This is a genomic window from Streptomyces litmocidini (genome assembly GCF_014649755.1).
Classification (GTDB): domain Bacteria; phylum Actinomycetota; class Actinomycetes; order Streptomycetales; family Streptomycetaceae; genus Streptomyces; species Streptomyces litmocidini.
Genome location: NZ_BMTQ01000003.1, coordinates 372,400 through 398,938, shown reverse-complemented (window position 1 = coordinate 398,938; position 26,539 = coordinate 372,400). Strand labels below are relative to the sequence as shown.

Sequence of the window (26,539 nt, the reverse complement as noted above, 5' to 3'; positions counted from 1 at the left end):
TTTCCGACGCTCTGAGAGCGCTCTCACACCTCTCCCCGTGCACGCCCCCATCCGCCGCGACGACATGAGGTGCCCCTCCATGCCAGCCCCCCGCAGCAGGCCGGCCGCAGCGCTGGTCCTGGTCTCCGCCCTCGCCGCCCTGGGACTCGGCCCCGCCGCCGGTCCCGCGGCGGCGGCCACCGTCCCCGCGGGCGCCGGAAGCTACTCCGACACCCGCCCCGCCGGCACGTCCGGCCCCACCACCGGCACCGGCGCCCCGGTCACCCCCAAGGTCACCCCGGCCGCCCAGGGCAAGCCGGTCCCCACCAACGACTGGTGGTCCTCCCTCGCCTTCCAGCGGTACGGGGACAACCCGTACTCCACCCCCATGTACGGCCATCCGCTCACCTACCAGGCCGTCGCCGGCGGCCTGGAGATCGGCTACCCCACGAACCCCGCCGTCGTCGGCGACGGACGGCAGTACGAGTTCGCCCACAAGCGCGACCTCACCCTCGGCCTCACCGGCCTCAACTCGCCCGACACCAAGGCCGACGCCTGGTCCGACTGGACCGTCACCCCCTACTGGTCCGACGGCGCCCGCACCCTGCGCACCACCATCGGCCACGGCCTGCCCTTCGTGTACGCCGAGGGCAGCGGCGGCGACGCCCGGATCACCACCGCCGAGCCGCCCGCCGTCTTCGCCGACCAGGGCAACGTCCTCGGCATCACGGTCGCGGGCCACCACTACGCCCTCTTCGCTCCCACCGGCACCGACTGGAACGTCTCCGGCACGACCGTCACCGCCGGCCTCGGCGGCAAGGACTACTTCTCCGTCGCCGTCCTGCCCTCCACCGACGCCCTCGCGACCTACCGGAAGTACGCGTACAGCTTCGTCACCGGCTCCACGGTGAACTGGAGCTACGACGCGGGCGCCGTCCGCGCCACCTACACCCTCACCACCGAGGCGAAGGAGGGCACCGAACGGGGCACCCTCCAGGCGCTCTACCGCCACCAGTGGCTGCACACCGCCGACCCGCTCACCCCGTACGCGTACGTCTCGCCCCGCGGCACCATGAAGGTCCGCGAGTCCGCCTCCTTCACGACCTCCCAGCGGGCCGCCGCCACCCTCCCCGCACTCCCCGGCGCCGGCGTGGACCCCGCCCGGCTGCGCGGCCACCTGAACGAGGTCGCGAACTCCGCCGACCCCTTCTCCGGCGCCGTCGACACGTACTGGACCGGCAAGGCGCTCGGCAGACTCGCCCAACTGGTCCCGCTCGCCGACCAGATCGGCGAGGGAGCGATCCGCGACAAGCTCCTCGGGCTGATCAAGGGCCGCCTCCAGGACTGGTTCACGGCCGGCGGCGCCAACGAGTTCTCGTACGACCGGACCTGGAAGACCCTCATCGGTTACCCGGCCTCCTACGGCAGCGACACCGAACTCAACGACCACCACTTCCACTACGGCTACTACGTGTACGCGGCCGCGATCGTCGCCCAGTACGACCCCGCCTGGGCCGCCGACTCCGCGTGGGGAGCCATGGTCGGGACCCTGATCCGGGACACCGCCGACCCCAGCCGCACCGACAGCGCCTTCCCCTTCCTCCGCGGCTTCGACGTCTACGCCGGACACAGCTGGGCCAGCGGCCACCAGGGCTTCGCCGCGGGCAACAACCAGGAGTCCTCCTCCGAGTCGACGAACCTCAGCGCCGCGCTCGTCCTCTGGGGCTCGGCCACCGGCGACACCCGGCTCCGCGACCTCGGCACCTATCTGCTGACGACCGAGGGCGAGGCCGTCGCGCAGTACTGGTTCGACGCCGACCAGCAGGTCTTCCCGGCCGCCTTCCCGCACGACACCGTCGGCATGGTCTGGGGCAGCGGCGCCGCCCACTCCACCTGGTGGACCGCGAACCCGGAGGAGATCCACGGCATCAACGCCCTTCCGGTGACAGGCGGTTCGCTCCACCTCGGCGGGCACAAGGACGCCGTGCAGCGCAACATCGCCGAGATGGAACGCGAGAACGGCGGCCCCGCCGTCGAATGGCGCGACATCCTCTGGGAGTTCCAGTCCCTGGCCGACCCCGGTGCCGCCAAGTCCAAGTGGGACGAGGGCAACGCCGGATACACCCCGGAGGCGGGGGAGTCCAAGGCCCACACCTACCACTGGCTCACGGCGCTCGACACCCTCGGCGCGCCCGACGCGACGGTCACCGGCTCCCTTCCCACCTCCGCCGTCTTCGTCAAGGGCACCACCCGCACCTACGTGGCCCACAACCACGGCACGACCGCCCGCACGGTCACCTTCTCCGACGGCGCGTCCCTCTCCGTACCCGCTCGTTCCACCGCGACCGGCACCGGCACGGGCGGCTCCGACCCGGGCCCGGAGCCCTCCACGGGCGACACCTTCCAGCTCCGCACCGGAGGCGCCCTCACCACGGCCACCGGGACCACGACGGGCAGCGACACCATCGCCTCCGCGCAGGGCGCCAACCACGACGGCACCCCGTACCGGCCCCTCGTCTACGAGGCCAGGGGCGTCAACGGCACGCTCCGGAGCGGGGGCACGACCGCCTTCCGCCTCCAGGTGGACGCCGGCACGACGGTCGGCCTCGGCCAGCAGGCCCGCGTCAGCTACGACCTCACCGGCGACGGCACCTTCGACCGGACGGAGACGTACCAGTACTTCGCGACGGACCCGGTCGCCGGCTGGGAGGAGTACGACCGGTCCCGCGGCCTGAAGTCCGCCACCGGCACGCTCGGGGACCTGCGCGGCGGCACGGTCCGGCTGGAGGTCTGGAGCGCGATCGGGAACGGCGACTCGCGGCTCCGGACGGGCACGGACGGATCCGTCCTCGTCATCCCGTACGACTGACCGCCGCGCCGCGCCGCGCCCCGCCGCGCCCCGCTCGGCGGGAGGGGGGCGGGGCCGCCCCGCCCCGCCCGGTGGTCGTGCTGTCGCCCCCGCACGCCCATCCCCTAGGGTGAGGGGATGACTACCGGGACGGCATCGCGCCACACACGGATCGGTGACCCGGTGCTCTCCTGAGCGCCGCACGGGCCGAGGGGGGCCCGCTGCCCGATCGAGGAGCCCGCGCCGCCGCCCGGGCCCCGCCTCCGTCGTGTCGATCACAGGTCCGGCACATCGACCACGACAGGAGCGTCCATGCCCATCAAGACATTGCAGATCCCCACCCCGGACGGCCGGGCCGAGGCCTTCGCCGCCGTCCCCGACCACGGCGAGCGGCACCCGGGGGTGCTGATGTACGCCGACGGCTTCGGCATCCGGCCCGCACTCCGGGAGACGGCCCGTGAACTGGCCGGGCACGGCTACTACGTGCTCGTTCCCCACCTCTTCTACCGGCACGGCCCGGTGCCGGTCGTCGAGCTTCCGGAGCACATCGGAGAAGAGGTCCGACCCGCGATCTTCGCCCGGCTGATGCCCCTGATCCAGGCGCACACCCCCGAACGCGTCCTGCGCGACGCCGACGCCTACCTCGGGTTCCTCACCGCCCAGCCCGAGGTCGACGCCGGTCCGGTCGCGGTGACCGGCTACTGCATCGGCGGCCTCCTGGCGATGCGCACCGCCGCGGCCCACCCCGGCCGGGTGGCCGCCGTCGCCGCGTTCCACGCCCCCGTGGGCGCCGACGGGCCCGACCTCTTCGCCGGGCTCACCGCCCAGGTCCACCTCGGCCACGCCGAAGGCGACATGACGCCCGGGGCCCTCGCCGAACTCAACCGGTCCCTGGACGCCGCGGGCGTCGACCACACCTCGGAGATCTACCCCGGCACCAGCCACGGCTTCACCATGTCCGACACCGACGCCTTCAGCGCCTCCGGACTGAAGCTCCACTGGGACCGCCTGCTCCCCCTCCTGGACCGCACCCTGGGCGGCGGCCGGGCCTCCGGCCCGGCAACCACGTCCGGAGCGCGGGCCCGTGCCGCCCGGGTCCGCACCCCCGTCGGGGACGACCGCTGACCCCTGCGGTCGCAGGGCCGCCCCCGCCTCGGCGGGGGCGGCCGTCCTCCGTTCCGTCGCCGCGGTGACCGGCCGCCGCCCGCGCGCCGTCAGGCGGAGGCGCGCCGGACCAGCGAGGTCGGGGTGATCACGGACGCCGGGACCCCGGACCCGCTACCGTCGAGCAGCCGCATGAGCAGCTTCACCATCAGCCGGCCCATCCCCTCGATGTCCTGGTGCACGGTGGTGAGGGCCGGGACGGTCCGGTCGACCACCGAGGCCATGTCGTCGAAGCCGACCACCGCCACGTCCTCCGGAACCCGCGCCCCGCGCTCCCGCAGGGTCCGCAACGCCCCCGAGGCCATCAGGTCGTTGGCGACGAAGACGCCGTCGACGTCGGGCCGCCGGTCGAGGAGCTCCGCCATCGCGCGGGCCCCGCTCTCCTCCGTGAAGTCGCCCCGGCGGAGCAGCGAGGGATCGGCGTCGAGGAGGACGTCCCGATATCCGTGGATCCGGTCGATCGCGGACGTCTGGTCGGGGGGACCGGAGATGTGCGCGATGTTCCGCCGCCCGAGCCCCACCAGATGCCGCACCGCCTCCCTGGCGCCGCCGCGGTTGTCGCAGTCGACGAAGGGCACCGACGGGTCGGTTCCCGGAGCGGGCCGCCCGCCGAAGACCACCGGGATCCGGGCCCGCTCGATCACGGACGGCAGGGCGTCGTCGCTGTGGAGCGAGAACGCCAGCGCGCCGTCGACGTGCCCGCCGCCGAGGTAGCGGGAGATCCGCTCGTGGTCCCCGGGCCCCTCCACCCACAGGAGCACCAACTGGGCGTCGTGGGCCGTCAGTTCCCGGCTGATTCCGCGTACCTGCTGCTCGAAGAACGGGTCCGAGAAGATCCGGAACTCGGGCTCGGCGATGATCACGGCCACGGCGCCGTTGCGCCGGGTGACCAGGGTGCGGGCCGCGTGGTTCGGCACGTATCCGAGCTCCTCGACGGCCCGGAGCACCTTCTCCACCAGGGGAGCGCGCACGCCCGCGCCGCCGTTGACGACCCGGGAGGCCGTGGCGCGGGAGACCCCGGCGCGGTCGGCGACGGCTTCCAGCGTGGGACGGGGCCCCGTGCTCTGCTCGGGCAAGACGTGCGCTCCTCTGCTGCGTCGGCTGTACGGGGCGCGCGACGGACGCGTCCGACGGGTGGCGGGCGGCCCCGCGCGGACCAGGATATCCGCGGCCGCCCCCTTTTGAGAGCGCTCCCAGGACCCCGAGAACCTCGTCGCCACGCTTTCGGGCCGGGACCGGCGGCCCGGGCGGTGTCAGTGGGGCGTGCGACGATCCTCGGCATGATCGTCTCGCTGGAAGCCCTGGTGCCCACCACCGGTACGCACGTGTCGACCACCTACGTCGACTGGGTCGCCGCCCACGACCCCGGCGCGGTCGAGGCCGCCCGCGGCCTGGTCCGGGACATGGGTGCCGAGGTCAGCCGGTCCTGGACGAAGCCCGGCGCCGTGGTCGACGCGATGGCGCGGCGGGCGCGACAGCTGCCGCCGGCGCACCTGCCGTGGTTCTGGGACACCGTGGGGCACCGGCTGATCGGGTACGGGAGCCGGCCGGGCGGGCGGGCCTACGCCGCGGCGCGCGCGGCCGAGGCCCGGCACGGGCTCCCGGTGGACCCCGCCTACCGCCGGGCCAACGGACTGCTGTTCGCCGGGGGCGGCGCCATGCCCGCCAAGGAGTTCGGCGCCCACCAGCGCTTCCTGGCCGAGACGCTGGAGCCCGCGGCGGCGCACACGGCCCTGGAGGCGTTCCTCACCGCCTGGGCGGCCTCGCCCGCAGACCTGCCGGCGGACCTGGTGCGCCGGGTCCGGGCCTCCGCCAGGACGGCCGGCCTCGGGGACGCGGAGGTCGCCCGGACGGTGGGCACGATCCTCTCGGCCACCCGGAAGAAGGCCGTCCCGGACGCCCTGCTGACGGCGGCCGAGCCGATCCTGACGGCCCATCCGCCGACGGACGCGATCGCGGCCGGCCTCCTGGAGGTCTTCCCCGACGGGGTCACCGACGGCGGCGCGTGGCTGCGGCTGCTGATCGGCTGCGGCGCGACGGAGGCGATGGAGACCGGACGGGTCGTGCCGGAGGGCGGGCTCCACCACTGGCTCGGTACCTTCGTCCGCATGTACCAGTACGCCCTGCAGTCCGGCGGCGGCGTCGCACGACAGCCGCTGCCCGCGGAACTCCTCGACCTCATCGGCCGCTTGGGGCCCCGGCTGCGTGCCGGGGGCGTGCCGGTGACGCTGCACACCACCCGCCACCACTACCAGGGCTTCGACGCGGACGTCCTCGACGCCTGCCTGGCGGCCGGGGCCGCGGTCGTCGACCCGGGCCCGGACGTCCGGATGCGCTTCTGGGGCGAGAGGTCCCGGCGCGACCTCGCCGCGCTGGCCGCCGACCCCGTGTTCGGCCCCCGTCTGGAAGGGACCGTGCACGCCGACCTGTTGCCCAGCCGGCCCACGGGGCGCCCCCGGCAGGCCGGTTCGGCGGTGACGCTGCTCCCGGGCAACGAGGGCATCGCCCAGGAGGTGGCCGGACGGGTCGGCAGGCTCGTCGACACCGTCGGGAGCGGCGGCACGGCGGGCGCCGAGGAGTCCGTGGCCGAGTTGGAGATCCTCCTCGACCGGCCGACGGTGACGGCGCTCGACGGTGTCGCCGACGCCCTCGGCGCGACGAGCGCGGCGGGCGCGCTGCACCGCTCGCTGACGGCCGGCCTTCCGGAGGAACTGGCCTGGCCCGCCCTGGAGTCGGTGTACGCGGAGTTCGCCGCGGAGCGGCCCGGGGGCGAAGCCGGCACCGGGCCCGTCCCAGGAGTCACCGGAGTCGCCGGGGTGACCTGCACCTGGCCGGTGCTCACCGTGTTCGGGGCCGACCGGGCGGTCGCCGTCGATCCGGACGGCGTCCGGGGCTCCTGCCGGTTCGCGGTGCCGGAGGAAGCGACGATGCACGCCGTGCACCACGTCGGCGGATCCTTCCTCGTGAGCTGGACGGTCAAGCCGAACCCTTCCTTCTGCGACACCGCGTACTGGGCGGACCGGCCGGAGGCGCCGTTCGCGCCGGACGAGCAGGGCGGTCTGGTGCCGTTCGGCGGGAAGCTCGACGGGGCCTACGGCTTCCAGTTCGAGACCGCCGACGGAGGAGGCCGGCACGGCGGCCTGCGCGCGCTGCGACCGGGCGGCACCGAGGGCATCGACGGGAACGAGCTGCAGCTCGGCGACGGCTCCCGGATCTGGACCAACGGCGTGTACGAGAGGCGCCCGTGGGAGCCGGCGGACCCGGTCACCGGAGAGCCGGGGGGCGGCGCCGACGTGCCCGACTTCCCCGGCCGCCCCGCGAGCGCGGACCCGGCGGCGGAACCGTCCGAGGCGGGCATGGCCCTGGCCGTCGAGGCGCTCCACCTCGCCCCGCTGCCCGCCGGACTGACCGACTCCCCGCTCGGCAGCAGGGACGGCCTCGTCGGCACCCGGATCCTGTTCCGCACCCCGCACCGCGACCCCGCGCCCGACCGCTATCTGGTGCAGAGCATCGACGGGCGCGCGGCCCGGTTCGCCGTCGACCGGCAGGGGCAGAGGCCCTGGGCCCTGTGGGCGCCGCCGGAGGGCGCGGTGGAGGACGTGGTCCTCGCCGAGGCCGAGACGCGGACGGGCGTGCGCGCGTACACCGCCGACGGCGTCCTGCTGTGGGAGCTCGACGGGCACCCCTCGCCCCGGCACCCCCGGGTGAAGCCGGCCCGGCGCGTCACCCCGTCCACGGGCGTGGCCCTGCCCCCGGCCTTCTGGTACCTGCTCCGGACCCGGGACGCCGCCGGGTCGCGGGCGCTGCGGGCCGTGCGCCGGAAGACGGCGGACACCCTGCTCACGGCCGCGTCCGACGGCACGGCGGTCCTCCGCGCGGCCGTGGCACGGGAACTGCCGGACGTCACCGACCCCGTCCTGGTCGAAGCCGTCGTCGCGGTGGCCGAGCGGGCCGCCCGGGTGGAGGAACGGCGGCGCGCCCTGCACCGGCGCGTCACCCTCCTCGCCGAGGCGCCGCCCGTGCGGCTCGGCCGGTCCGCGCCGGACACCGAACTCGTCCCCGCGCTGTACGGCCTCGTCGACACCGGCGAGCCCGACCCGTGGCGGCGGACCCCCGACGTGGCGCTGCCGGCGACGCTGACCGCACTCGCCGCCGACGGCGCCTGCCTGGCCGGGACCCTCGCCGAGGAGGTGCGCCGGCTCTCGCCGCCCGCCCCGCCGCACGACTGGTCACAGCTCCTCGGCGCGATCGACGCCGTCGCCTGGCGGGCGGCGGTGGCCCCGACCCCGGACGCGGAGCGGACCGCCCTCCTCGCGCTCCTGGACACCTGGGCCGACCAGCCGTTCGCCCGCGCCGGCAGCCGCTGGTGGGTCGGGAGCACCCAGGGCCCCGGCCCCGTGGACCTCGTGCGGGCGGGCGGCACGGCCGTCGCGTCCGCCGGTGTGAGGGACCGGGACACGGAGCACTGGTTCGTGGCACCCGTCGCCGAGGACCCGCACGCCGACCCGGTCCCCGGCGCGGCCCCGAGCGCACGGCACGTGCGCGTGGAGCGGGACGACGCCGGGCGGCTGCGCGCCCTCGTGGCCGCCGTCGGCACCCACGGTCCGCTCGCGGTCCCGGAGTCGGCGGCCGCCCGCTTCGCCGAACTCACCGGCGTCCGCAGGCCCGTGGCCCGTCTCGTCGTCGCCGGACTCGTCGGCCGGGCCGACCGCGACGAGCACCGCGCCCTGGTGCGCAAGGCCCCCTACAAGGCGACCGCGCTGACGGCCGAGTCGTACGCACGGCTGCGCGCCCGACTCGGCGACGCGGGCCGGAGGGCCGTCCTGGCCGCCGCCCTGCCCGACGACCCGACCGAACTGTGGCGGCCGGGCGGCATCGAGGCGGCCGTGGAGCGGATGGCCGGCGTGTGGCGGGAGCTCCTCGGGGCGCGGCCCGCCGTGCACGACGAGACGGCCGACGCGCTGGAGGCCGACCTGGGCCTCGACGAGGTGTGGGCCCGGCGCCTCGCCGGCGGCTACGACGCGGCCGAGGACGCGACCGTGCCCGCGGCCGGCTGGGAACTGGCGGCGGCCCCGCGCGGCACGGGGGTGGAGGTCAGGGCCGTACCGCCGGCCGGGCCCGAACTGCCCTACCGGACCCCGGTGGGCCTCGCGCTCACGGAGATCGCGAGCGCCCTCGTATGGGCGTGGACGGACCGGCCCGTCGGCGACCCGGCGCTGGCCGGCGCACCGGCCCTGTACGAGCGGCTGCGCGCCGAGCTGGACCGCCCGGAACTGCTGCTCGCCCTCTCCGGCGCCCGGATCGAGGACACGCCGGAGCGGATCGCCGAGCGGTTCGGGCCCCGTGTCCTCCCCGTGGCCGGGTGCACGGAGGACCGGCCCGACCCGGTGACCGCCTACGACTCGGGCCCCCTCGTGGTGTGCGCCCCCGGCGGAACCGCCTTCCTGCGCCCCGCGGCGGTCGCCGACCCCGCGACGTGGCGGGAGCTCCGCGGGATCACCGACCTCGCCGGGGAACTGGACCGGACGGCACCGCTCCTCGCCGGCGGCGGACTCGCCCGCATGATGCGCCGCGCCGGATCCGGAGCCGTACCGACCGGGGCGTACGAGGCCGATCCGCGCCGCTCCTGCCCGGAACTCGTCGCCCGGGCGACGGCGAAGCTCGGCGTGGGCCCGGACGCGGCGGCCCTGTACCTCCAGTTGGCGACCCTCGCCGCGCCCACCGACCGGAACGTACGGCGGTGGAACGGCTGGTCGACCAAGCGGCACGCGGAGGTCCGGGCGGAACTCCTCGCCACCGGCGCGGTCCTGGAGGCCAAGCGGGCACGGGCCGGGCGCACCCTGTTCCTGCCCGGCGACTGGACCGAACTCAAGGCCCCGCACCTGCCGCTGGAGACCGTGAAGCTGACGAGCCACCTGGTACGGCCGCTGTGGGCCGACCGGATCCGCTCCCCGTTCGTCCGGGTGCTGCCGACGGCACCCCTGCACGAGATGTTCGAGGAGGCCTGGGAACGGGTGTCCGGCCCGGTCCTGTCCTGAGAGGCCGGACAGGGCCGGGCCGTGGGCCCTCAGCGGGCGGGGGCGGCCCGGTGAGGGGTCACCCGCCGGGGCCGACGTATTCGTACACGCCCCCGTGCGGGTGCCGCAGCACCGCCCGCCGGCCGTTGGGGGTGGCCTGTGGCGGCACCACGACGGTGGCACCGCCCGCCACCCCTTCGGCGACGGCGGCGGCCAGGTCCGCGACCGCCAGGGTCGCGTTCACCCCGGCGACCCTCTGCACCGCTTCGTCCGGGCCGCTGAACAGCAGGAAGGGCCCGACGGCCGCGAGGCGCACCCCGGCGAAGCCGAACCGGTCGGCCGTTCGACCGGTCAGCCGCTCGTAGAACGGGACGGCCGCTTCCAGGTCGTCGACGCGCTGTCGCGCGATCACGGAGACGACCGCGGAACCGGTCAAGGAGTCGGTCACGGAGTCGGTCACGGGGCCGGTCACGAGGACTTCACCCCGGCGCGCTGACGCAGCGAGATCCGGTTGCCGTCCGGGTCCACGGCCTCGATGCGGATCCCGAACCCGTAGTCGTCCGGCTCGGCCCGGTCGAAGGTCACGCCGCGGTCGCGCAGCACCTCGAAGTCCGCCCGCAGGTCGTCCGATTCGAGGAACAGCGGACCGGGCGCGGTGCCCGGCCGCGCTCCGGCCGGCTGCCCCGCCGACGGGCCGTGCGGCCAGAGGACGATCTCGGTGGCGCCGCCGGGGACGCCGACGGTGAGGAAGCGTCCCTCGGCGCCGGAGTGATCGACGCGCTTCTCCAGGCCCAGCTGTTCTGTGTAAAAGCGCAGCGCGCGTTCCTGGTCGGTGACGTAGAGCGTCACGTACATGATGTTCGACAACATGATGATGTCCTTCCGTTCCCGGGTCCTGTCTCCCTGACGGAGCCCGGCGGGAGGATGTGACGGACGGACGGTCCGCGGATCCGACGGGGCGTTCCCGCGGGCATGGACGGCCGGCGGAACGACGACGCCGCCCCGCCCACCGAAGGGTGGACGGGGCGGCGTCGTGGAACGGTTCGCCGGTCAGCCGGCGGCGGGGGCTCCGAGCCGGCCCTCCTGGTCGGCGGCCGCCCGGGGAGCCAGCGTCTTCTGCGCGAGGACGCCGAAGACGATCCCGAACACCGCCCACAGCACCGCCTGGATCGCCAGGGAGGCGAGCCTGAACTCCCAGAGCAGCCCGGCCGGGAAGCCCGTCGCGACGGCGTCCTCGTTGTCCGGCAGGACGGCGAAGGCGACCGCCGTCACGACGACGAAGCCGGCGCCGGCCGCCAGGGTGGCGTTCCAGTTCCCCAGGCGCGGCGCGAGCCGCCGCCCGGCGATCAGGGCGGCGATCCCGAGGAGCACGCTGAGCAGGATCATCAGGAAGAACAAGGTGGTGCGCTTCCCGATGGTGTCCGGATTGCCGACGGCCGGAGGGGTCGCCGGGTACTTGAGGAACGGCACCAGGTAGACGGTGGTGAACGCGGCGGCGGCCGTGAGCGCCGCCGTCGCCCGGGGGCTGAAGCGGCCGACGCGGCCCAGCGCGAAGGAGAACGCCAGGGACGCGATGCCGCCGAGCGCCACGCCGTAGACGAGGACGCCGGTCGCGAGGCCGAAGGTCGACTGGGCGGAGCGGCTGACCCCCTCCTCCTCTTCCCCGGCGGCCTCCACGGCGACGGTGCCGCCGCCGTGGTCCGCGTGGGAGCCGTGGCCGGCCGGAGCTTCCCCGGCGGCCTTGGCCTCCTCCACGGCGATCGCGCCGCTCACGGGCGGCTCGCCCACCACATAGGCCACGGCGAAGGCGAACAGCCCTGCGACCAGGCCCGCGAGCATGCCGCGGACCAGCAGGGATCGGACGGTCGAGGCATGCATGTGCCGGTCGCCCCTCAGTGGCAGGGGAAGCCGAGCAGGTGGCGCCCGTCGTGCACCCACTCGTGCACGTCGGTGCCCGCGAACACGGAGGTGGCGCCCTGCTCGGCGCCGACGAAGTACAGGGCGATCAGGGCGAGGAGCCCGACGAAGAAGGCCCAGGGGAGCACGGCGCGCACGGGCAGCGGAGCCGGTACGGCGACGGAAGGGGCGGAAACGGCAGCGGAGACGACGGCCTCGGCCATGATGAAACCTCCTACGGGAACTCGCGTCCCAGACGGTGGTGCAGGACGACGGTCCACGGGTCTGACTCGCCGTGACGTCACCCCGGGGGGACGCCGCGACTCACAGTGGCGCGACCGTGCCGGATTCTCACCGGGCTTCCGTCTCGCCGTCGTCACGTTGTTCAAATGTCGCCCGACCGTACCGCGCGGGGGAGCCGCCGCCAAGGGTGTGAGGCCTGGATCACCCTCGTACGCCCCCGGGTAGAGTCCCGCGCACCACACCGGCCATCACGGCCCCCGTCGTCCCGCCCATCGCAAAGGATCCCGATGACAGTCCGGTTGACGCTGATCTCGCCCGCGACGGGCGAAGCGCTCCGCGCGGTGCGGTTCGACGACGACGGCCCCCTCGACCCGGCGGGCATCGCCCGCGCCGAGGCCGTCGCCTCCGCCGTCGACCCGTCCCCGCGCGCGTACGCCTCCCCGTCCCGGCGCTGCCGTGACACGGCGCGAGCCCTCGGCCTGTCCGCGGAGCCCCTCGACGAACTCGCCGGCTGCGCCATGGGCCGGTGGCGCGGGAAGACCCTGGAGGCCGTGGCCGCCGCCGAGGAGGCCGGGGTCGCCGCCTGGCTGTCCGACCCCGCGGCGACCCCGCACGGCGGGGAGTCCCTGCGGGACCTGCGGGTCAGGGTCGGCCTCTGGCTCGACGGCCTCCGGGACGGCTCCGGCCGCGTCACCGCGGTCGCCGAACCGGACGTGATCCGCGCCGCGACGGTCCACGCCCTCGCGGCACCGGACGCGGCGGCCTGGCGCCTGGACGTCCGCCCCCTGACCGCCGTCCACCTCAGCGGCCGTGCCGGGCGCTGGAACCTGCGCCCGGGCGAGCCGCTCGCCCCCGGGCGGTAGACGGCCCGTCAGGCGGGCGCGCGGTCAGGGGGACCGGCCGGGGCCGGCCCGGCCGGGTCAGGCCGGGCGCTTCCACTCCCGCAGCAGGAGGTGACCGAGGTACGCCCCTCCGACGGCCATCGTGTACAGGCCGACCGGCAGGTTGTCGAAGAGCGGCAGCTGCTGGGCGGCGAGGTCGGCGAGGACCAGCAGCAGGGCACCGAGCAGGGTCGACATGACCAGGTGGGGGCCGCCGCCCCGGGTGACCCGCTTGGCGATCTGCGGAGCCGTCAGGGAGACGAAGGCGATCGGTCCGGCGACGCTGACCGCCCCGGCGGAGAGGACGATCGACAACGAGACCGCCGCGGTCGCCGTGCGGGCCGGACGGGCGCCCAGGCCGGTCGCGAGGTCGTCGCCCATCTCGCCGATGCCCAGCGGCCGGGCGAGGAGCGCGGCGAGCGGCAGGCAGACGAGCAGCACCAGCCAGATCGTCCGGGCGTCCTCCCAGGAGCGGGCGGCCAGGCTTCCGTTGATGTAGGCGGTCAGCGCGCTCGCCTTGTCCCGCTCGACGGCGTAGACCACGTACTGGGTGAGGGCCGTCGACATCGCGGCCACGCCGATGCCGGCCACCACCAGGCGCCCCGGATCGCGGAATCCCGAGCCCGTGGAGAAGTAGACGACCGCCATGGCGATCACGGCACCGAGCAGCGCGCCGACGGGCACCGGTACGAGGTCGGGGAAGAACAGCGCGGCGGCCGCCGCGCCCGCACCGGAACCGGCGCCGAGCCCGATGACGTCGGGGCTGCCCAGTGGATTGCGGGTGACCGACTGGAAGAGGGCCCCGGACAGGCCGAAGGCCGCGCCGGTGGCGACGGCGACGACGAGCCGCGGGCCGCGCAGCCGGTTCAGCACGAAGGCGTTCTTGCCCCGGGCCTCGCCGGCCAGCGCCGACGGAAGGTCGGTCAGGTCGATGCCGAGACGGCCCAGGGAAAGGGTCGCCACGGCCGCCCCGAGGAGCAGCAGCAGCGTCACCGCGGCGGCGATCGCGGTGCGGCGCCGTACGGGAACGGCGACCCACGGGCCGATCCGCAGCAGGCCACGGCCGGCGGGCCGCACGGGCCGCGGCGCCGTCATGGCCGCGGTCTCGATCCGCTCGGCGGTCCTCATGCCGCTCCTCTCATACGACGGACGGCGAACAGCAGCGCGGGAGCGCCCACGAAGGCGGTGACGACGCCGACCATGAGTTCCTGCGGGCGGAGCAGCACCCGGCCGATGACGTCGGCGAACAGCAGCAGGGCGGGTCCCGCGAGCGAGGTGAAGAGGATCTGCAGACGGAAGTCGGCGCCCACGAGCACCCGGACGAGGTGCGGGACGGCGAGCCCGACGAAGGCGATGGGGCCGACGGCGGCCGTCGCGGCGGCGCTGAGCAGCGTCGCCGCGAGGAGGCCGGTGCCCTTGACGCGGACGGGGCTGATGCCGAGGGAGGCGGCTTTGTCGTCGCCCATCGCCATGGCGTTGAGCCCCGGCGCGAGGAGCACGGCGAGGACGAGGCCGACGGCGGCGAACGGCAGGACGGCCCAGAGGGCGTCGAAGCCGCGCCCGCCGAGCGAGCCCACCACCCAGTAGCGGTAGGTGTCGAAGACCTGCGGCCGGGACAGCGCGACGGCCTGGACGAACGCGGCGAGGACGGCGGAGAGCACCGCACCGGCGAGCACCAGGCGCACCGGCCCGCCGCCACCGCCGGCCGTGCCGACGAGGTGGACGACCACACCGGTCGCCAGGGCACCGGCGAGGGCCCACCAGATGGTCTCGTGCTGCCCGGAGGCGCCCAGGAACGCGGTCGCGGCGACGACGGCGGCGGACGCGCCCGCGTTGATGCCGAGAAGTCCCGGCTCGGCGAGCGGATTGCGGGTGATGCCCTGCATCAGCGTGCCGGCGACACCGAGGCAGAGTCCGGCGAGCAGACCGAGCGCGGTGCGCGGGTAACGGCTCTCGACGACGGTGCGGAGGTAACCGTCGCCGCCACCGGTGACGACCCGGAGGACGTCGGCGGCGGAGGTCGGCTTGCTGCCGAACATCACGCTGGCGAGGACCGCCAGGGCGAGCAGCACCAGGCACAGGGTGGCGGCTGAGAAGTGCCGGGCGGGGCCCCGCCGACGTACGGCGGCGGGGCCCCGGCCGATCCGGGAGGGAGTGGTCACGCCGGAGGCCCGCCGCTACTTCCCGGCCTTGGCGACGGCCTTGTCGATCATCGGGAGGTACCGCTCGATGCTGTACGGCACCGTCAGCGGGTTGATCATCGACGAGGCGGTGACGAAGGGCTGGTCGTCGCTGTACACGAGGGCGCCCTTCTTGACCGCGGGGATGGCCGCGTACAGCGGCTGCGCCTCGATCTCCTTGCGGGACTTGTCGTCCGTGTAGAAGGTGAAGGCGATGTCGCTCTTGGAGAGCTTGTTGGCGTTCTCCAGGCCGATGAGGGCGGAGTCGGTGCCCTCGGTCTCCTTGAAGGTGTTCACGACCGGGTCGACCTTGAGGCCCAGCTTGGAGACCATCGCGACGCGCTGCTCCTCGGGCTTGAAGACGCCGAGGGTGCCGGGGCCGGTGTTGTAGATGTACGAGAACGTGACGTTCTTGTACTTCGGGCGCGTGGCGGCGGCGTCGGCGAGCTGCTTGTCGATCTCGGCGGTGAGCTCCTTGGCCTTCTCCGGCTGCCCGAGGGCCTTCGCGACGATCTCGATCTGCTGGTCCCAGTCGGTGCTCCACGCCTTGTCGGGGTAGGCGACGGTCGGCGCGATGTCCTTGAGGAGGTCGTACTGCTTCTGCGTGATGCCCGACCAGGGGGCGAGGATGACGTCGGGCTCCAGCTCGGTGATGGCCTCGATGTCGAGTTCCTCGCCGCCGTCGAACTGCTTCGGCAGCGTGGCGCCGGCCTTCTTCACGGCGTCGTGGATCCAGGGCAGGTAGCCGGTCTTGTCGCTGCCCCACGGGTAGCTCTCGATGCCGACGGGAACGTCGCCGAGGGCGATGGCGGTCTCGGCGGAGCCCTGGCCGAGGGTGACGACGCGCTTCGGCTTCTCCTTGATGACGGCCTCGCCGAGCGCGCTCTTGATGGTGACGGGGAACGCCCCCGCCGGAGCCTCGGCCGCCGCGTCCTTCGCGTCGTCCTTTTTGTCGTCCGAGCCGCACCCGGTCACCATGAGGCCGAGCGAGACCGCGGCGGCGCCCGCCACGAGAACGCGGCGGCGGAAGGGGGTGAACACAGAAGGCATGGCGGATCCTTGTCTCCGGGCAGAGGTGTGCTGACGCCCCGCCCGACGCCCCTCCAGGCACGGGAATGCCGAGGCAGCGGCCATCGCGAGGCGCTTGTTAGGTGAGCCTAACCTATCCCCGTTCGGCGTGGAGTGCCAGGTCCCGTTCGGCGGGGAGGGCCGGGCCCCGCCGAGGAGCGCCGGGTCCCGGCCGCCCTGCCGCCGCGTGAAGCGCCGTCAGGCGGACGCCTCCCACGCCGTCGTCAGACCGTCCAGCCACGCCGGCGGCAACTCGGCGGCGTCCCACTCCTCGTGCAGATCCGCCGGGGACGTGGCGAGCCGTTCCAGGACGGCGACGCTGGTGGGGGAGTGGATCAGGGAGTACCGCCCGTGGATCGCGATCGCGCTGCCCGGTCCGTACTCGGCGTACAACCGCTCCAGGCGCGCCCGGTGCGCCGAGGTGAACTCGGTGAGCCGGCCCGCGTATCCCGCCCGCTGACGCGAGCTCATCGTGCCGAGGAGAGCCCGCAGCACCTGTTCGGTGACCTCCGGGTCGAGGTCGGAGACGTCCGCGAAGGAGAGGTAGAGCGGGGTCACCGCCACCTTGGTCCGCTCCAGCTCCGTCCGCCCCACGGGCGGACGGTCGTCCGGAGAGGCGGCCGACGGATCCGAGGCGACGGCGTGCCTCAGCGCCCGCTCGGCGACGGCGCCCAGTTCCCCGGTGACGGCCCTCGCCCCGTCGAGCCAGCCGGAGGCGTACGCCTCGCCCTTCCCCTCGGGCGCGCTCCGCCCGGCCGCGCCGACCTCCTCGTACGCGAGGGCCAGTGCGCCCGCCTCGACGAACCCGATCAGCTCCTCCGCGTCGCCGGACCAGACACCGGCCCGGGCGAGCAGCTGGAGCAGTGTCCTCTTCGCATTGAGGACACTGGCCTCGTCCAGCTGCTGCCGTCCTTCTCCGGCGGTGCTCACAGGGTCCTCCTCGTCGTAGGGACGGCGCGGTGCTTCGGCCACACGGAACGCTCCGTTCGAGCCTACGCAACACCCGTCGCCCCGACGCACCCTTCCCGCCCGCGCCGCGCCCGCGTCGACGGCGGGGGAGACCGGGCGCGAACGTTCAGCGCCGGTACACGCGCAACTCCGCCACCTCGTACGACATCTCCGACACGTCCGGGTCGGGCGCCGGGTGGTACCGGCCCGCGCAGACCGACAGGTTCACGATGAGATGGGCCCGCCAGGAACGTCCCACTCCCCGGCGGTCGGCGAAGACGCGGGCGCCGTTGACCCACCACACGACCGATCGCGCCCCGAACTCGACCCGGAGGTCCACCCACGCCCCGGGCCGGACGGCCGGGTCCCGGAAGTAGAGGTACCGGCCCCGCACCCGGTTCGACAGCTCCAGGAGGTCCGGGTTGTCGGGGTGGTACTCGAAGACGTCGATCTCCTGGCCGCCGTCGAGCCAGGTCCAGATCGCCGGCCAGGCGCCCGTCTCCCCGGGCAGGCGCACCCGGGCCTCCAGGACGTCGCCCGCCCGCACCTGGAAGTCCTCCGCGCTGCCCTCCGTCGTGAGCAGCCCGGCGTCCCAGAAGCCGTCGCTCCTGCGGGTGGCCCGGAACCTCCCCGTCCGGCTGTACGAGGGGTCCTCCACCAGGTGATCGAGCTTGTTGTCGCCGGGGTTCGTCGGCCCGCCGTCGGGATAGGCCCACGAGCGGCCCGCCACCCACTGCTCGGCGGAGGAGAAGTCCGCGTCGAGGACGAGTTCGCCGGCCGGCGGCGCGGAGCCGCCCCCACCGGAATGCTCGCCGCCCCGCCGGAACCGGTCGAAGAAGTCCTTCAGCACGGCGTCCCTCCTCTCGCGCGGACCCCGTCGGTCCACGGGCAATCTGCCCCACCTTGCCCGGTGCACGCCTGGGGAGCGGACGATTGGCGACAAGTCGTCACCGATCGCGCCGGACCGGGCAGCGCCGCCCGCGACACGACACGCCGGTGACGTCCGGTCAGGGGAGCTGGTCGTTCCAGCGGTGGCGGTCCGGCTGGACGTGCACCGTCATGGAGGTCTCCCGTTCTCCCCAGTCCATGTCCGACTCGCCGATCACCCAGGCCATCGCCTGATAGGCGCTCGGACGCGAGGTCTTCCGGGGGCAGGCGTCGAGCGGTGTGACGGCGGACCGGCCGGCCGGGACGGTCAGGCGCACCCCGGTGCCCCAGGGCGCGGGACAGGGCGTCACGACACGGCTCCGCACCCAGGACAGGCGCGCGCGTACGGTCACGGCGCGACTGCCCGGGTTGTCGATCCGCACGGCGAACCGCAGGGTGTCACCGCCGTCGAGGACCTGGCTGCAGGCGCTCCACGCCGCGTGCTCCACCGCCCGCACCTTGCCGCAGCGGTAGTCGCCCGTCATCGGCCCGGGGGCCGCCGTGCCGGTGACCGCCGGCGGCCCGACCGGCCCCCCGGGTGCGCCGGCGCCGGGCCCCGCCGCGTCACCGCCCGGCGGGCGGAAGACCGCCCAGGCCGCCACGACCGCCCCCAGCACGACCAGGCCCACGACCGCCCGCCGCCCGACCCGGCGCCGCCCGGGCCCGGGACCCCCGACGCGTACGGTGCCCGGGTGCGGGTGCGGGTGCGGGTGCGGGTGCGGGGCCGTGGCTCGGCGCGGGTGCCGGTCCGAGGTCCGGCCCGAGTGCCGGTCCTCGTGCCGCCCCGGGGGCCGCTCCTCGTGTCGCCCCTCGCCCCGGACCCCGTACGGACTCGGCGCCGCCACCCGTTCCGACGCCGAGTCCGCGGTCGGGGGATCCGCCCCGGGAGCGGTCGGAGCGGTCGGAGCGGCCGATCCATTCGGACCGGTCAGGGCGTTCGGACCGGTCAGGGCGTTCGGACCCGGCCGCCCGTCCGGCGGTTCCGTCGGATCGGCGGGCGACGCGCCTCCGGCACCGCTCGACGGCGCCGGAGGCGCCTTCGTCCCCCGCACGGCGGCCCTGCGCCTGCGTGCCTCGGCCCGCGCCTCCTCCAGCAGCCGCGTCCACCGCTCCCCCTCCTCGTCCCCGACGCCGAAGAACTCGGCCAGCGCCGCCAGCACCTCCGCGTCCGGCAACGCGGTGGCCTCCGGGTCCTTGTAGCGGTTGAAACTGGAATCGCTCAGCCCCCGCAAGCCCCGGCCGGCGAAACGGGACTTGAGACGGGCCTCGATCCGCTCCTGCGCCAGACAACCCGACCGCGTCCACGCCGCACCGATCCGGCGGGCGAGTTCCGCGCGGGCCGTGCCGCCCCCCGTCGCGTCGAACGCCTCACCCATCGTCATCCCTCCGCCCTCCCACGACCGAACGAAACCGCAGGTCAGAGAAGTGGGTCAGCCCCGGGACCGGGGTGAAACGACGCCGGGTGAGCCGACCCGGCGAAGGTGCTGCCGCCCCCGCCGGGCCCCCGGGATCCTGATTCCGCCGAGCCGCTCGACGGCCCGGCACTCCCACCGTCTGACAGGAGAAGAACGATCATGCTTCGTTCCAGGACACGCGCTCTCGCCCTCGCCTCGACCGTCCTCGCCCTCGCCCTGGTCGCCCCCGCGGGCACCGTCGCCACCGCCGCGCCCCAGGCCCGGGAGGCCCGCGGCCCGGTGACGCTGGTCTTCGACAAGAACCCGAAGCACCCCACGTACTCCAAGCTCACCGCGTACCTCGGCAAGCGGGTGCTCGGCCAGTGGCGCGCCGGCTCGGGCACGACCACCGACGAGTGCCGGGTCGGCCGCCGCAACAGCGGCGGATGGCTGCCGAACGGCACGTACGCCCTCTCCTCCCGTACGCGGACCTACAACGGCGCCGCGATCAAGGGGTACGCGATCCGCCTCGCCGACAAGAAGTGCAAGGGAGGCAAGGGCGTCAACCGGGACGAGCTCTTCATCCACAGCCGCATGACCGTGAACGGCGCCTCGCAGTGGCGCGGCGACCGGGACTACAAGTCCCTCGGCTGCGTGAAGCTGCACCCGAACCACATCAAGGCCCTGTTCAGGACCCTCGACGCGTACGGAGAGGCGAAGACCCTCAAGGTCATCGCCTGACCTGCCTCCCCTCCGCGTCCCGAGAACGCCCGCCCCCGGCCGGCGCGCTCGGGACGCGGCCCTGCCGGCTCATCGCGGTGACGAGGGTGGAGGAGACGTGGGCCAGGGCGGGGTCGGCGGCGAGGAAGAACGTTTCCACCCCCGCCAACTCGTGGTTCATGCGGGCCATCGGCATCTCGTAGTCCAGGTCGGACACGCCGCGGACCCCGCGGACGACGACGTCGATTCCGGCTTCGCGGCAGTAGTCGACCAGCAGGCCGCCGGTGTGGGAGTCGACCGTGACGTTGCTCAAGCCGGTTGCTGCCGCGCGGAGCCGGTCCAGCCGTTCCCCGAGGGGGAGGCGGCCGGTCTTGTTCGCGTTGAACATCACGCACACGACGACCTCGTCGAACAGGAGGGCAGCGCGCCGGAGTACGTCCTCGTGCCCTTGGGTGACCGGGTCGAAGGATCCAGGGAAGAGGGCTCGCATGATCGGGAAGAGTAACAAGCGGCCGCCCCGGTGGTGAAGCCTCCGCTCCGGAACTTCCGCCCACCGGGCCGTGCCGGCCCGCCTTGTCCCGGCACGGCTGATCAAGTAGCGTCGTCCCCCGTGAACACCGGACCGGCTCCACGCCATGCACGGACGGGCGATCCGGTGGAAGGCTGATCGCTCGACGGGTGCGCGACAGGCACCCCGAAGGTCCCGCACGAGGGCCTCCCAGTGCGCCAGCACTGCGAACCCCCTCCACGTGCCGGATCAACAGCGAGGTCATCCACATGGCAGTCACGTTCAACCACACCATCATCGCGGCCAAGAACCGCGATGAATCCGCGCGGTTCTTCCGCGAGTTGCTGGAACTCCCCGAGGCACCGTCCTGGGGGCCCTTCCTCAACATCCAGCTCACCGACGGCGTCCTGCTCCAGTTCGCCGAGCCCCCGGTGGACATCCAGATGCAGCACTACGCGTTCCTGGTCGACGACGAACTGTTCGACCGGGCGTACCAGCGCCTGTGCGAGCGCGACATCGCACACTGGGCCGACCCGCAGATGCGGCGCCCCGGTGAGACCAACACCGAACACGGCGGCCGCGGGGTCTACTTCAAGGACCCGTCCGGGCACGCGATCGAACTGATCACGCGCCCGTACCTGTAGTCCGGTGGTTCGGTGGTCCGGCAGTCCGGTGGTCCGCTTTCGCGCGGGGCCCGATATTCGGGTGCGCCGGGCCCGCCCCGGTGGTGCAATCGCCCGATGGGACGAGCGACATCCATGACGGTCGACCGCGGGCGGTTCGCCGACGCGGTCACCCCGTGGGAGGAAGAGGCCTGGCGGGCGGAAGCCCTCGGGTGGTCGGAGCGGGAGCTCGGACGGCACGGGCTGGAGGAGGCGGGGCCCCGTGAGGTCAGGGTCCGGCCCTGGTCGGTCCTCGTGCGGTTCCGGACCGGAGCCGGCGAGCGCGACGCGGTGTGGTTCAAGGCGAGCGCCCCCGACGCCGCCTTCGAGGCCGCCCTCGGCGGAGCGCTCGCCGACTGGGTGCCCGAACACGTCGTGACACCGCTCGCGGTCGACGCCGGGCGCGGCTGGTCGCTCCTCCCCGACGGCGGGCCCCTCTTCCGGAGCGTCCTCGACGCCGGCGACGCCGGGCCGGAGTCCTGGGCGCGGGCGCTCGGGCAGTACGCGCGGATGCAGCGGGCGCTGACCCCGTACGCGGACCGGATGACGGCCCTCGGCGTGCCCGACGGCCGCACCGCTCAGCTGCCGGAGATCTTCGACGGCCTCGTCGAGGGCAACGCCACCCTGACCCCCGACGCCCGCCGTGCCCTCGGGGACCGGCGCCCCCTGCTCCTCGACTGGTGCGCCGAACTCGACGCGTACGGGATCCCGGACTCGCTCGACCACTGCGACCTGCACGACGCCCAGCTCCTCGCCCCCGCCGCCGACCGCTTCACCTTCTTCGACTGGGGCGACGCCAACGTCGCCCATCCCTTCGGCAGCCTGCTCGTCCCCGTCGGCGCCGTCCGGGAGCGCCACGGCCCCGAACACGTGGACCGGCTGCGCGACGCCTATCTGGAGCCCTGGACCGACCTGGGCCCCTCCCTGCCGGAACTCCGCCGCGCCGCGGCGCTCGCCACGAGGCTCGCCGCGCTGGGCCGGGCGGTCTCCTGGTTCCGTCTCTTCCCGGGCACGCCGACCACGGGATGCGCGGAGGCGAGCGCTCACTGGGTGAACGAGCTCTTCGCCGAAGCGGTGGTCCTCTGACCCGGCGGCTCCGGACCGGCCCGGTTCTCAGTCCCCCTCGGTGTGGTGGACACGGGTCCACAGGGGCAGGGCGAACCAGCAGAGCAGGTACCAGGCGAGGACGCCGGCGACGAGCCAGGGCACGTACGTGTCGTGCGTGACCACGCGCAGGACGAGGAAGAGGGCCGAGGTCAGGGTCGCCAGGAGCAGGACGAGGCCGGTGGAGGTGAGGCGGGAGGCCCAGACGACCGCCTGGGGCTTGACCCGGCGTCCCGACACGATCCGGTGGAAGGCGACGGGGCCGATGAGCGCGCCCGTGGCCAGCGACCCCAGCACGACCGTGATGACGTAGATCGTCTTGTCGGTCTGCTCCAGCCCCTGGAAGTGCGGGGTGAAGGCCACGGTGAGGAGGAAGCCGAGGAGGATCTGCACTCCGGTCTGTGCCACCCGGATCTCCTGCATGAGTTCCGTCCAGCGCCGGTCGGCCCGTTCCTCCTCGGTCTCGTCGCGGCCGTGGCGACGCTCGTCCCGCAGGTTCGGCTCCGCCTCCATGAGGTCTTCTGTCTCCTTCTCCCGGGGAGCCCGGTGGTCATGCGCGGCCCGCGGCCTTCTGGCTCCGGCGGGACAGCGAGTCGACGACGACGGCGGCCAGCAGCACCGATCCGGTGATCATGAACTGGACGGCGTTGCTGACTCCCATGATGTTCATGCCCGACTGGATGGATCCGATGACCAGCGCGCCGAGCAGCGCGGACCAGACCGAGCCGCGCCCGCCGAACAGGCTCGTGCCGCCGATGACGGCCGCGGCGATGACGTTCATCAGCAGGTTGCCGCCGCCGGAGGTCTGGCTCGCGGACTGGATCTGCCCGGCCAGGAAGATGCCGCCGATCGCCGCCATGGTCCCGGAGATCGAGAAGACGCTCATCCGGACGAACGGCACGCTGATGCCGGCCCGGCGCGCGCCCTCGATGTTCCCGCCGACGGCGAAGATCCGCCGCCCGTAGGTCGTACGGCGCAGCACGAAGTCCAGGACCACCAGCAGGATCAGGAAGATGAGGAGCGCGAGCGGAAGCCCCTGGTACCGGTTGAGGATGTACGCCGTGACGAACGCGATCGCGGCGATCACGGCCGTACGGAGCACGATCTCGGCGACGGGCCGGAACGGCACCCGGGCGGCCCGGCGGCGTCGGGCGTCCAGGAGCGAGGCCGCGAGGAAGAGCCCGACCCCCACGGCCGCGGTCACATAGGCCGCGGCGGGGCTGTGGAAGATCGTCGAGTAGAGCTTGGAGACGATGCTCTCGCTCGGGATGTTGACCGTGCCGCTGCTGCCCAGGATCTGGAGCATCAGGCCGTTCCAGGCGAGGTTGCCCGCGAGGGTGACCACGAACGCCGGCACGCCGACCTTCGCGAAGAAGAAGCCGTGGATGAGCCCGACGGCCGCTCCGCCCGCGATGGCGACGAGGAGCGCCAGCCACTCGTTCATGCCGTTCAGGACGTTGAGCACGGCGAAGATGGCGGCGCACAGGCCGCTGACGGAGCCGACGGAGAGGTCGATCTCGCCGAGCAGCAGGACGAAGACGATGCCGACGGCGATCATGCCGGTGCCGACGATCTGCTGACTGAGGTCGGAGAGGTTCTGGGCCGAGAGGAAGGTGCTGTCGAGGCTGCCGAACACCGTCCAGATGATGATCACGGCGATGACGACGGGCAGCGACCCCAGCTCTCCGCTGCGGACCTTGCGGCGGAACTCCCCGAGGTACCCCTTCAGGCCCTCCTCGCGGACGAGCAGCCGGGTGTCGACCGCCGGCACGGACTCGGGCGCCGGTTCCTGGGCGGCGGAGTCGCCGGGGGCGTGGTCCCGTCTCATCGCTCCTCCTCCCGCTTGCGGGCCTGGCGGCGGGTGACGGCGCTGTCGGTGGCCCCGGTGATGGCGGAGATGATCTCCTCGGTGGTCGTGGAGCGCTTGTCGAAGAGACCGTTGTTCCGGCCGAGGCGCATGACGGCGATGCGGTCGGCGACCGCCATCACGTCCACCATGTTGTGGCTGATCAGAATGGTGCCGAGACCGTGTTCGCGGAGCCGCTCGACCAGGTCGAGCACCTCGGCGGTCTGCTCCACGCCCAGGGCGGCGGTGGGTTCGTCCAGGATGACGATCCGCGGGTCGCCGATCAGGGAGCGGGCGATCGCGACGGTCTGGCGCTGGCCGCCCGAGAGGGAGGCGACCGGGATCCGGACGCTGGGGATGCGGATGGAGAGCGTGTCGAGCAGTTCGCGCGAGCGCTGCTCCATCCGCACCTCGTCCAGGACGCCGAAGCGGCGCAGTTCGCGGCCGAGGAAGAGGTTGCCGACCACGTCGAGGTTGTCGCACAGGGCGAGGTCCTGGTAGACGGTGGCGATGCCGAGGTGCTGGGCGTCGTGGGGCCGGCTGATGGAGACCGGCCGGCCCTCCCACTCGATGACGCCCTCGTCGGGCGGGTTCACCCCGGCGATCGACTTGACGGCGGTGGACTTGCCGGCGCCGTTGTCGCCGACGAGGGCGACGACCTCGCCGGCGTGGACCTCGAGGTCGAAGTCCTTCAACGCCTGGACCGCGCCGAACCGTTTGGAGATCCCCCGCAGGGTGAGCACGGCTGGCTCCGGCAAGGGAACCGCCTCCTCCGCTCGCGCGAACCGCTCCGCGGCTGTTCGAGACCGGTCGTTCGGGACCGGCGTCTTATTCGAGACCGGCGTCCTTGCAGGCCGCCGCATAGGTCGGAGTGCAGATCTCCTTGACCGTGTAGAGGCCGTCCTTGACGACGGTGTCCTTGATGTTGTCCTTGTTCACCACGACCGGGCCGAGCAGCCGGGCCGCGACCTTGCGCTCACCGTCGCTGGTGACGGTGGTGGGAACCAGGTCGGACGGCAGCTTCTTGCCCTCCGCCAGGTTGACGGCCATGGTGGCCGCGATGTCGGCCTCCGGCTTGTACGGCTTCTCGACCGTGATCGTCTGGGTGCCGATCAGGAGCCGCTGGATCGCGTCGAGTTGGGCGTCCTGGCCGGTCAGCGGCACGTTGATGCCGGCCGCCTTGAGGGCGGTGGCGATGCCGGCCGCCAGTCCGTCGTTGGCCGAGTAGACACCGACGATCTTGTCCTTGCCGAGGGAGCTGATGGCGCCGGACATCTGCTGGTTGGCGTTGTTCGGGTCCCAGTTGGGGGTGTCGTACTCCTTGCCGATCTTCACCTTGCCGTCGAGGACGGAGTGCGCTCCGGCCTTGAACTCGGCGGCGTTCGGGTCCGTCGGCGACCCGTTGTGCATCACGATCTCGCCGCTCTTGGCCTTGTCGCCGAGCGCGGCGAGGAGGGCCTTGCCCTGCAGCTCGCCCACCTTGTGGTTGTCGTACGAGACGTAGGCGTCGACGGGGCCCTGTGCGAGGCGGTCGTACGCCACGACCTTGACGCCCGCGTCATGGGCCTTCTGCACGGAGGACTGGATGGACTTGGCGTCCACGGCGTCGAGGATGAGGACCTTGTCGCCCTTGGCGAGCGCGGTGTTGACCTGCTGTTGCTGGGTGGTGGCGCTCTCGGCCGCGTTGTAGTAGTCGATCTGGGCGTCGGGTGCGAGTTCCTTGATCTTCTGCTCGATGTAGGGCCGGTCGAACTTCTCGTACCGGGTGGTCTTGCTCTCCGGCAGCAGCAGACCGATCTTGACGTCCTGCTTCTCGCTCCCCGTGCCCAGGGCCGTCGCGCTGGTCGCCACCACTCCGAGGGAGAGGGCGGCGGCTCCGGCCAGGGCTATCGCGCTCCGCAAAGTACGGGTCATGGAAGGCTCCTTTCGTACGCCCCCTCTCCCTCATCTCGTGAGTGCGGGAACGAGGATGCACTTATCGCCTATACATCGACATTAGCGGCAACCCGGGGACCGGCAAGCGGGTGAGTCGCCCTCCGTGGCGACCGGGGGTGACGGCACGGTCACCTTAGGTCGGAACGGTGCCCGGGCCGGTCGTCGTGCCGGTGGCGCGCAGCGCCACCGCGCGGGTGCGCGACCTCCCGGAGCGGCCCG

General features: G+C 73.8%; 23 protein-coding genes. 7 read left to right on the top strand and 16 right to left on the bottom strand.

Annotated features, from left to right (window positions below; all coding sequences use genetic code 11):
- Positions 1 to 79 precede the first annotated feature (79 nt).
- On the top strand, positions 80 to 2,848 hold the full coding sequence (locus tag IE180_RS08315) for a glycosyl hydrolase (RefSeq protein ID WP_190156124.1): 2,769 nt from the start codon (positions 80 to 82) through the stop codon (positions 2,846 to 2,848).
- 291 nt (positions 2,849 to 3,139) lie between these two features.
- Positions 3,140 to 3,952 carry a dienelactone hydrolase family protein gene (locus IE180_RS08310; protein WP_190156123.1) on the top strand — a complete coding sequence of 271 codons (813 nt, stop codon included), beginning with the start codon at positions 3,140 to 3,142 and terminating at the stop codon, positions 3,950 to 3,952.
- A gap of 89 nt (positions 3,953 to 4,041) precedes the next feature.
- Here the strand turns inward: IE180_RS08310 and IE180_RS08305 are convergent, their stop codons facing one another.
- On the bottom strand, positions 4,042 to 5,067 hold the full coding sequence (locus IE180_RS08305) for a LacI family DNA-binding transcriptional regulator (protein WP_190156122.1): 1,026 nt from the start codon (positions 5,065 to 5,067) through the stop codon (positions 4,042 to 4,044).
- Positions 5,068 to 5,271: 204 nt separating this feature from the next.
- On the opposite strand from IE180_RS08305, the gene IE180_RS08300 reads away from it, so the two are divergent.
- Positions 5,272 to 10,029: an HAD family hydrolase gene (locus IE180_RS08300; protein ID WP_190156121.1), complete on the top strand. Its 4,758-nt coding sequence runs from the start codon at positions 5,272 to 5,274 to the stop codon at positions 10,027 to 10,029.
- 58 nt (positions 10,030 to 10,087) lie between these two features.
- Here the strand turns inward: IE180_RS08300 and IE180_RS08295 are convergent, their stop codons facing one another.
- From IE180_RS08295 to IE180_RS08280, 4 genes are all read right to left on the bottom strand, one after another.
- The gene (locus IE180_RS08295) at positions 10,088 to 10,480 is read right to left on the bottom strand and encodes a VOC family protein (RefSeq protein WP_229860372.1); all 393 of its coding nucleotides are present in this window, start codon (positions 10,478 to 10,480) and stop codon (positions 10,088 to 10,090) included.
- Complete coding sequence (locus IE180_RS08290) at positions 10,477 to 10,878, bottom strand: VOC family protein (RefSeq protein ID WP_190156120.1); 402 nt, start codon at positions 10,876 to 10,878, stop codon at positions 10,477 to 10,479. Before IE180_RS08290 ends, IE180_RS08295 begins: the two co-directional genes overlap by 4 nt.
- A 180-nt stretch (positions 10,879 to 11,058) precedes the next feature.
- On the bottom strand, positions 11,059 to 11,886 hold the full coding sequence (locus tag IE180_RS08285) for a CbtA family protein (RefSeq protein ID WP_190156119.1): 828 nt from the start codon (positions 11,884 to 11,886) through the stop codon (positions 11,059 to 11,061).
- Between the two features lie 14 nt (positions 11,887 to 11,900).
- Positions 11,901 to 12,128 carry a CbtB domain-containing protein gene (locus IE180_RS08280; protein WP_190156118.1) on the bottom strand — a complete coding sequence of 76 codons (228 nt, stop codon included), beginning with the start codon at positions 12,126 to 12,128 and terminating at the stop codon, positions 11,901 to 11,903.
- Between the two features lie 306 nt (positions 12,129 to 12,434).
- Here IE180_RS08280 and IE180_RS08275 point away from each other — a divergent pair, with 306 nt between their 5' ends.
- On the top strand, positions 12,435 to 13,010 hold the full coding sequence (locus IE180_RS08275; RefSeq protein WP_190156117.1) for a histidine phosphatase family protein: 576 nt from the start codon (positions 12,435 to 12,437) through the stop codon (positions 13,008 to 13,010).
- A 57-nt stretch (positions 13,011 to 13,067) separates the two neighbouring features.
- Here the strand turns inward: IE180_RS08275 and IE180_RS08270 are convergent, their stop codons facing one another.
- From IE180_RS08270 to IE180_RS08245, 6 genes are all read right to left on the bottom strand, one after another.
- Entirely contained in the window at positions 13,068 to 14,156 is a 1,089-nt protein-coding gene (locus tag IE180_RS08270; RefSeq protein WP_190156116.1) for a FecCD family ABC transporter permease, read from the bottom strand.
- Entirely contained in the window at positions 14,153 to 15,190 is a 1,038-nt protein-coding gene (locus tag IE180_RS08265) for a FecCD family ABC transporter permease (RefSeq protein WP_190156115.1), read from the bottom strand. Before IE180_RS08265 ends, IE180_RS08270 begins: the two co-directional genes overlap by 4 nt.
- A 15-nt stretch (positions 15,191 to 15,205) precedes the next feature.
- Positions 15,206 to 16,258, bottom strand: coding sequence for an iron-siderophore ABC transporter substrate-binding protein (locus IE180_RS08260; RefSeq protein WP_190156114.1), 1,053 nt, complete (start codon positions 16,256 to 16,258; stop codon positions 15,206 to 15,208).
- A 216-nt stretch (positions 16,259 to 16,474) separates the two neighbouring features.
- Entirely contained in the window at positions 16,475 to 17,206 is a 732-nt protein-coding gene (locus tag IE180_RS08255; protein WP_190156113.1) for a hypothetical protein, read from the bottom strand.
- Between the two features lie 145 nt (positions 17,207 to 17,351).
- Complete coding sequence (locus IE180_RS08250; RefSeq protein ID WP_190156361.1) at positions 17,352 to 17,954, bottom strand: LamG domain-containing protein; 603 nt, start codon at positions 17,952 to 17,954, stop codon at positions 17,352 to 17,354.
- A 277-nt stretch (positions 17,955 to 18,231) separates the two neighbouring features.
- Positions 18,232 to 19,533: a hypothetical protein gene (locus tag IE180_RS08245; protein ID WP_190156112.1), complete on the bottom strand. Its 1,302-nt coding sequence runs from the start codon at positions 19,531 to 19,533 to the stop codon at positions 18,232 to 18,234.
- 192 nt (positions 19,534 to 19,725) lie between these two features.
- Between IE180_RS08245 and IE180_RS08240 the strand changes: the two genes are divergently transcribed.
- Positions 19,726 to 20,286, top strand: coding sequence for a L,D-transpeptidase (locus IE180_RS08240; RefSeq protein WP_190156111.1), 561 nt, complete (start codon positions 19,726 to 19,728; stop codon positions 20,284 to 20,286).
- Here the strand turns inward: IE180_RS08240 and coaD are convergent.
- Complete coding sequence (gene coaD, locus IE180_RS08235) at positions 20,276 to 20,755, bottom strand: pantetheine-phosphate adenylyltransferase (RefSeq protein ID WP_190156110.1); 480 nt, start codon at positions 20,753 to 20,755, stop codon at positions 20,276 to 20,278. The two genes, IE180_RS08240 and coaD, sit on opposite strands and share 11 nt — an antisense overlap.
- A 287-nt stretch (positions 20,756 to 21,042) precedes the next feature.
- Here coaD and IE180_RS08230 point away from each other — a divergent pair, with 287 nt between their 5' ends.
- A complete protein-coding gene (locus IE180_RS08230; RefSeq protein WP_190156109.1) occupies positions 21,043 to 21,417 on the top strand; it encodes a VOC family protein in 375 nt (124 codons plus the stop codon).
- Between the two features lie 96 nt (positions 21,418 to 21,513).
- Positions 21,514 to 22,521, top strand: a complete 1,008-nt coding sequence (locus IE180_RS08225; RefSeq protein ID WP_190156108.1) for an aminoglycoside phosphotransferase family protein — start codon at positions 21,514 to 21,516, stop codon at positions 22,519 to 22,521.
- 27 nt (positions 22,522 to 22,548) lie between these two features.
- Here IE180_RS08225 and IE180_RS08220 read toward each other — a convergent pair whose 3' ends face one another.
- The 4 genes from IE180_RS08220 to IE180_RS08205 all read right to left on the bottom strand — a co-directional run bounded on the left by IE180_RS08220 (position 22,549) and on the right by IE180_RS08205 (position 26,299).
- Complete coding sequence (locus IE180_RS08220; RefSeq protein ID WP_190156107.1) at positions 22,549 to 23,052, bottom strand: DUF6328 family protein; 504 nt, start codon at positions 23,050 to 23,052, stop codon at positions 22,549 to 22,551.
- 37 nt (positions 23,053 to 23,089) lie between these two features.
- Positions 23,090 to 24,367 carry a sugar ABC transporter permease gene (locus IE180_RS08215; protein ID WP_190156106.1) on the bottom strand — a complete coding sequence of 426 codons (1,278 nt, stop codon included), beginning with the start codon at positions 24,365 to 24,367 and terminating at the stop codon, positions 23,090 to 23,092.
- Positions 24,364 to 25,143 carry an ATP-binding cassette domain-containing protein gene (locus IE180_RS08210; protein ID WP_229860371.1) on the bottom strand — a complete coding sequence of 260 codons (780 nt, stop codon included), beginning with the start codon at positions 25,141 to 25,143 and terminating at the stop codon, positions 24,364 to 24,366. Before IE180_RS08210 ends, IE180_RS08215 begins: the two co-directional genes overlap by 4 nt.
- Positions 25,144 to 25,213: 70 nt before the next feature.
- Positions 25,214 to 26,299, bottom strand: a complete 1,086-nt coding sequence (locus IE180_RS08205; protein WP_190156105.1) for a substrate-binding domain-containing protein — start codon at positions 26,297 to 26,299, stop codon at positions 25,214 to 25,216.
- Positions 26,300 to 26,539 lie beyond the last annotated feature (240 nt).